General features: G+C 44.5%; 6 protein-coding genes and 1 tRNA gene. 5 read left to right on the top strand and 2 right to left on the bottom strand.

Annotated features, from left to right (window positions below):
- The first annotated feature begins 9 nt into the window (after nt 1-9).
- The gene (locus tag MICAI_RS04840) at nt 10-513 is read left to right on the top strand and encodes a hypothetical protein (RefSeq protein WP_008198597.1); all 504 of its coding nucleotides are present in this window, start codon (nt 10-12) and stop codon (nt 511-513) included.
- Between the two features lie 217 nt (nt 514-730).
- Here the strand turns inward: MICAI_RS04840 and MICAI_RS04835 are convergent.
- Nucleotides 731-802: transfer RNA gene (locus MICAI_RS04835), tRNA-Thr, on the bottom strand.
- Nucleotides 803-861: 59 nt separating this feature from the next.
- On the opposite strand from MICAI_RS04835, the gene MICAI_RS04830 reads away from it, so the two are divergent.
- From MICAI_RS04830 to MICAI_RS04810, 4 genes are all read left to right on the top strand, one after another.
- On the top strand, nt 862-1116 hold the full coding sequence (locus MICAI_RS04830; RefSeq protein ID WP_008198594.1) for a DUF3493 domain-containing protein: 255 nt from the start codon (nt 862-864) through the stop codon (nt 1114-1116).
- A gap of 221 nt (nt 1117-1337) precedes the next feature.
- On the top strand, nt 1338-1631 hold the full coding sequence (locus MICAI_RS04825; protein WP_008198592.1) for an RNA recognition motif domain-containing protein: 294 nt from the start codon (nt 1338-1340) through the stop codon (nt 1629-1631).
- Nucleotides 1632-1829: 198 nt separating this feature from the next.
- Nucleotides 1830-4352, top strand: coding sequence for a glycogen/starch/alpha-glucan phosphorylase (locus MICAI_RS04815; protein WP_008198591.1), 2523 nt, complete (start codon nt 1830-1832; stop codon nt 4350-4352).
- Between the two features lie 293 nt (nt 4353-4645).
- On the top strand, nt 4646-4948 hold the full coding sequence (locus MICAI_RS04810; RefSeq protein WP_008198589.1) for a hypothetical protein: 303 nt from the start codon (nt 4646-4648) through the stop codon (nt 4946-4948).
- 600 nt (nt 4949-5548) lie between these two features.
- On the opposite strand, the gene MICAI_RS04805 is transcribed toward MICAI_RS04810, so the two are convergent.
- Nucleotides 5549-6136, bottom strand: a 588-nt coding sequence (locus tag MICAI_RS04805; protein ID WP_039899611.1) for a formylglycine-generating enzyme family protein, incomplete at its 5' end; no start/stop codon positions are given.

Genomic DNA, 6136 nt, shown 5'->3' with positions numbered 1-6136 from the left:
TTGATTTTTATGGGTATAACTTTTGAAAATGCTATCCAACAAACTCAAGATTTACTAAGTCAAATTGAGTTTTTAGATACTGATACAATCACTGAAAAACTTACCAATCTAGTCTCAACAGAAAATGGAGCTAGAGGATTTTTTGTTACTTACTTAACCAGCGATTTATCCTATAGGGAATATCCTAGTTTAGAAGTAATCACTGCTTTAAAAACTTCTCCGACATTGGTAAATGAATTATTAGTTAAAAATCTGGCTATGTCCACGGCAATGGTCATCTATCATCGCCGTCAAGGAGACGAAGAAAACGCTCGAGGTTCCGAGAAAGTCCAAGAAAAAACTGGTCAACTAATTAAGCAGTTATTATCGCCAGCCTTGGGGGAAAAATTACAACAACTAGCCACCAGTTTAAACAGCGGACAAGGAGAATATCAAGTCTTTCTAGAACGCTGGGGATATGACGATTGCCAACGTCAGGCGATCGCAGAAATCATTCAACCTTTTCTTCAGTAACTAGCTGATCTTTTCCCACAGCTTTGGACAGAAAGAGGGACTGATCGTCCCGGTCAATTAACTATTTTACCTCTTGTTTAGTGCTAAAATAGTCTGTTTAAGCAAATCCCTAGCAAAGGCGTTAGCCTAGGAGGGTTTTGGCATAGCCGCAACAAAATCAAGGCATTTAACCACTGTACTGGTATTTCTGAGTCAACTTCCGGGAGGTAAAACCCCAAGCCGATGATGGGATTTGAACCCACGACCAATTGATTACGAATCAACTACTCTACCACTGAGCTACATCGGCACATTGCCAGTTTCCGATTATATCACGGAGAATAGATACACAGCTAGAAAAATTTTTTTATGAGCAAATCCCCTCGACTCGATCCCCAAAAATACGCCCGCTTGAAAGCGGAGGCGGCCAATCCCTACCGAGGACTGCGGCAGTTTATCTATCTCGGTTTAGGTGCTTCTGGTTTTATTGGTGCGGTGGTTTTTCTGGCCCAATTAGCGGCAGCAAGGGACGTAGCCACCGCCTTACCCAATTTTGCCCTACAAATCGGGGTGGTGGCCCTGATGATTTGGTTATTTCGTCGGGAAAAAAAAGCTGGCGGTTGAGGTAGTAGCGGCTGATAGCCAAAACGGTCTCTTTCCCCGGAGAATAAAAGTTAACATTAACTCCAATATTTCTGTGTTATGATCGGAGGGAGAGTCAAGATTGGTGTTCAAGTTCGTTTTCAGTATTAATTCGGTAAGTCTTTTACTTTAGTATTGTTCGGCTTCTCCCTGAATTTTGTGTCTCCACACCGTTTCGAGTATTGATCGAGGATTCAAGTATTATGTCTATTTTTGTTGGTAATCTCTCTTACGAGATTTCCCAAGAGGATCTAACCGACGTCTTTGCGGAGTACGGTACGGTTCAAAGGGTTCATATTCCCGTGGATCGCGAGACGGGCCGCAAACGCGGTTTCGCCTTCGTGGAAATGGAAAATAAAGCCCAGGAAACCGCCGCAATTGAGGCACTGGATGGTGCTGACTGGATGGGGCGATCAATTAAAGTTAACGAGGCCCGCGAGCGGGAAGCGCGCGCGCCCTTCAGTGGTGGTGGTGGTGACAGAAAAAAACGCTATTAAGCTTTTTTTGTGAATAATTGTCGGGGGTGGACAGGGTTCACCCTTTTTTTGTCGGCAATTGCGATCACCGTTCCCCTCAAAACCAATAGAAATCTAAATGTCTGGGTCTCTCTCAAAGCTAACAAGTAAACTATAAAGGATATCGTCATCAGAATCTGAGCGGCGATCGACTCCCGAATATATGGACAAGAAAAACCCATGGAGACAACCTATACTCTAGCTGATGGGCTTGAAGCACTTCAATGCCCCACTTTAGTCGAAGACGATCGCACGGGCATGAGTCCCGAAACCCTAAAACGGGCTTTTCTGGACAATCTATTTTATTTGCAAGGGGTTAACCGCAGCAATGCCAGTCCCTACAATTACTATGTCGCCCTTGCCTACACCGTTCGCGATCGTCTCCTGCGTCGTTTTCTGAAATCCACCGACACCTACAAACAAGAAAAAGTTAAACTCGTCTGCTATTTCTCCGCCGAATTTCTCATGGGGCGGTATTTAGGTAATAATCTCGCTAATTTGGGTATTTACGACCTAATCAAAGAGACGATCGAGGAATTAGGTCTTGATTTTGAGGAAATTATCGAACAGGAACCGGATCCCGGCCTCGGAAACGGCGGTTTAGGGCGTTTAGCGGCCTGTTTCCTCGATTCCCTCGCTTCCCTAGAAATTCCCGCCATCGGTTACGGTATCCGCTACGAATTTGGCATTTTCCATCAAATCATCCAAGACGGTTGGCAGGTGGAAATCCCCGATAACTGGCTACGCTTCGGCAATCCTTGGGAACTACCCCGTCCCGATGAAAGTGTGGAAGTAAAACTGGGGGGCCGGACGGAAATCTATCACGATGATAAGGGACAGGAACGGGTACAATGGCTGCCGGAACGTCGGGTTTTAGCCATTCCCCACGATACCCCGGTCCCGGGGTACAAAACCAACACGGTTAATGCCTTGCGTCTCTGGAAAGCAGAAGCGAGTGAATCCTTTAATTTTGAAGCTTTTAACGCTGGGTTATACGATCAATCCGTGGCCGAAAAAATGGACGCGGAAACCATTTCTAAAGTCCTTTATCCCAACGATAACACCCCCGCCGGTCGCGAATTACGTCTCGCCCAACAATACTTTTTTGTGGCCGCTTCCCTGCAGGATTTAATTCGCATTCACCTAAAAAACCACAAAAATCTGCAAAACTTCCACGAAACGGCCGCTATTCAACTGAACGACACTCACCCCGCCATTGCCATCGCTGAGTTAATGCGTTTGTTAGTGGATGAAAACGGCTTAGAATGGTCAAAAGCTTGGACAATTACCCAAAAAACCTTCGCTTATACCAATCATACCCTCTTGCCAGAAGCCCTAGAACGTTGGTCGGCGGATCTGATCGGGAAATTGCTGCCCCGACATCTAGAAATTATCTATCTGATCAATCACTTTTTCCTCGACGATGTGCGGACTTGGTTTCCCGATAACGAGGAATTATTGGGCAAATTGTCGATAGTTGAAGAAGCTGGTTGGGGTAATAAACAAATTCGCATGGCTAATTTAGCCTGTGTGGGTAGTCACTCGATTAATGGAGTCGCCGCTTTACACACGGAGTTGCTGCAAAAAGACACCCTGAAAGAGTTTGCCATGCTCTGGCCGGAAAAATTCTACAATAAAACCAATGGTGTCACCCCGCGCCGCTGGATTTTATTGAGCAATCCCCAATTATCGGCACTATTTACCGAAAAAATCGGCGATGATTGGTTAAAAGACCTGAAGGAATTGCGAAAACTGGAACAATACCTTGATGATCCCGCATTTCGTCAGCGTTGGTATGAAATTAAACAGGCGAATAAGGCTGATTTAGCGGCTTATATGCTGAAAACCCGCAATATCGAGGTGGATGTTAATTCGATTTTCGATGTACAGGTAAAACGGATTCACGAATACAAACGCCAACATCTGGCAGTTCTGCACATTATCGCCCTTTACAATCGCATTAAACAGAACCCTCAGATCGATATTGTGCCGCGCACTTTTATCTTTGGTGGTAAGGCAGCCCCCGGCTACTTTATGGCGAAGTTAATTATTAAGTTAACTAATGCTGTGGCTGAAATTGTGAATAAGGATCCTGATGTCAGAGGTCGTTTAAAAGTGGTTTTCCTGCCTAACTTTAACGTTTCTTTGGGTCAGCGCATCTATCCGGCGGCGGATCTTTCCGAACAAATTTCCACGGCGGGTAAGGAAGCTTCTGGAACCGGTAACATGAAGTTTGCCATGAATGGCTCCCTCACCATCGGGACTCTGGACGGTGCTAATATCGAAATTCGCGAGGAAGCAGGGGCAGAAAATTTCTTCCTTTTTGGCTTGACAGCAGAAGAAGTTTATGCTAAGAAAGCCCACGGTTATGAACCGATGATCTATTACAAAAATAATCGCGAATTGAAGGGAGTGATCGATCGAATCAAGAGTGGTTATTTTAGCCATGGTGACACGCAATTATTCAGACCGATCGTCGATTCTCTCCTCTACGATGACCAGTATATGCTTTTAGCTGATTATCAATCCTACGCTGATTGTCAAGAACAGGTAAGTGAAGCTTATCGCGATCGGGACAAGTGGACGCGGATGTCGATTCTCAACTCGGTTCGTATGGCCAAATTCTCTAGCGATCGCACGATCAGGGAATATTGTCAAGAGATTTGGAAAGTTAATCCGGTCAAGATTAGTTTAGAGGATTAAAAAACTCGGTCAAGTTCGGGTTTAGTCCTTGACTAGCCCGAATTCGGCTCTTCTCGACTTTGTGTGATAATTTTTGCTTATGGAGTCGTGAAATGCTTATCGAGCAAGACTTTTAGGGCTATTTCGCGGATATTCTATCAGTATAGACCTCGTTTCCACACAGAAACCAGAAGAGCCCGAATTCTAGAACCGTCGCCCCAAAAATGCTTTGTGAAAACGATGAAATTTATTATTCTTTGCTATCCAAAAACTCGGTCAACACTTTTGCGTTTTAGGGAGGAGGAAAAATACAAATGTCGGTGATAATTGAACAAAACCTAGGGGAAATTTTAGCCCAAATTAATCACAAATTAGAGAATTTACAAAAAGATGTTACAGACATCAAAATTGAGTTAACAGAAGCTAAGGGGGAAAGACAGGTATTAAAGGTGGAGATTAATTCCCTCCGAGGAGAGATCAATGCGGTTAAGGAAGATGTTAAGGCAATTAAAGGTTCACAACAGGCTCAAATTTGGACATTAATTGGTATTTTAATTACGGCGGTAGGAGGGTTTTTAGTGGCAGTGGGTAGGTTTGTTATTTCGGGTAATCCTTAATTGCCACCCCGATTCCGCAACCTAAGTGTCAGAACGTCTCATTCCAAATCCTGTTATAATAAAACCAGTAAAGACGAGGATATAAAATGCCCAAAAAAGCTTACTTAGCCGAACATCTAAGTTCAGAGGAACTGAAAGATAGATACAGAAGCAGTCAAGACTCAGTGGAAACAAGAAGATGGCAGTTATTGGCTCAAATATCGTTAGGATAGACAGTCAAAAATGCCCCAGTAGCTCTGGGGTTAGATTATCAATATAGTTTGAGAATTCTCAAAAGCTCTAATGAATTAGGAGAAGAAGACGTTAAAAATCTCAAGTTTTTGAGCAACTTTACTACCCATAATATAACACCACCTTCCCAACTGATAACCGATAATTCTTGAGTAACGCACAGAAAACGGGTTTCTCGGAGAAACCCGTTTTCTACTCATGCAAACGACAAAAGGGGAATAAATAATCAGTCTTTAATAACCAGATTTAGTATAGAATTTAACATTAACGCCATTTTCTCAAAAAAATCGACCCGCCGTGAGGCGGGAAAGAAAAGAAAAAAGAAAAAATAGGGAATGAGGGTAAAAAGGGAAAAAAAGGGAAAAAGGGTTACAGAGTCCTCCCAGCACCGCACACCACCCGAAAACCGTAGAAGTAGTAGGCGAAGTCGCCGCGGCGGTAGCTGTAGTCGCGGGAAGCAGAACGGCAGTTACCAGGATCGTTGCACCAAGAACCGCCCCGCGGAGGAGAACAATTATCATCCCCATTTTCTATCCAAGCACTGCCATCCGTCGGCGCACCGTCATAGTTATCGTGCCAAGTATCGGCGCACCACTCCCAGACATTGCCGTGCATATCGTACAAACCGAAGGCATTGGGCGGAAACTGTCCCACGGGAGTCGTTTTTTTTCGATATTCTCCTTTGGGTTCATCAGCGTAGGTTTCGCTGGCATCATAGTTAGCCAATTCCCCCGTAATGGTTTCCCCAAAGTAAAACGGGGTGGTGGTTCCAGCACGACAAGCGTACTCCCATTCCGCCTCACTCGGTAGTCGGTATTCCCGAACCGTTAGTTTCGATAATCTCGCACAAAATTCGACGGCATCGTACCAGTTGACTTGTTCCACGGGACGGCGATCGCTATCGGGACGGTCTTTAAAATGGGCCAGGTTGAGATCAAGATCTTTTTCAACTTTTAA

Origin of the sequence: Microcystis sp. T1-4 (assembly GCF_000297435.1) — a bacterium.
Classification (GTDB): Bacteria; Cyanobacteriota; Cyanobacteriia; order Cyanobacteriales; family Microcystaceae; genus Microcystis.
Note: the sequence above shows the minus strand (reverse complement) of the source record. Positions and strands in the feature narration are given on the sequence as shown.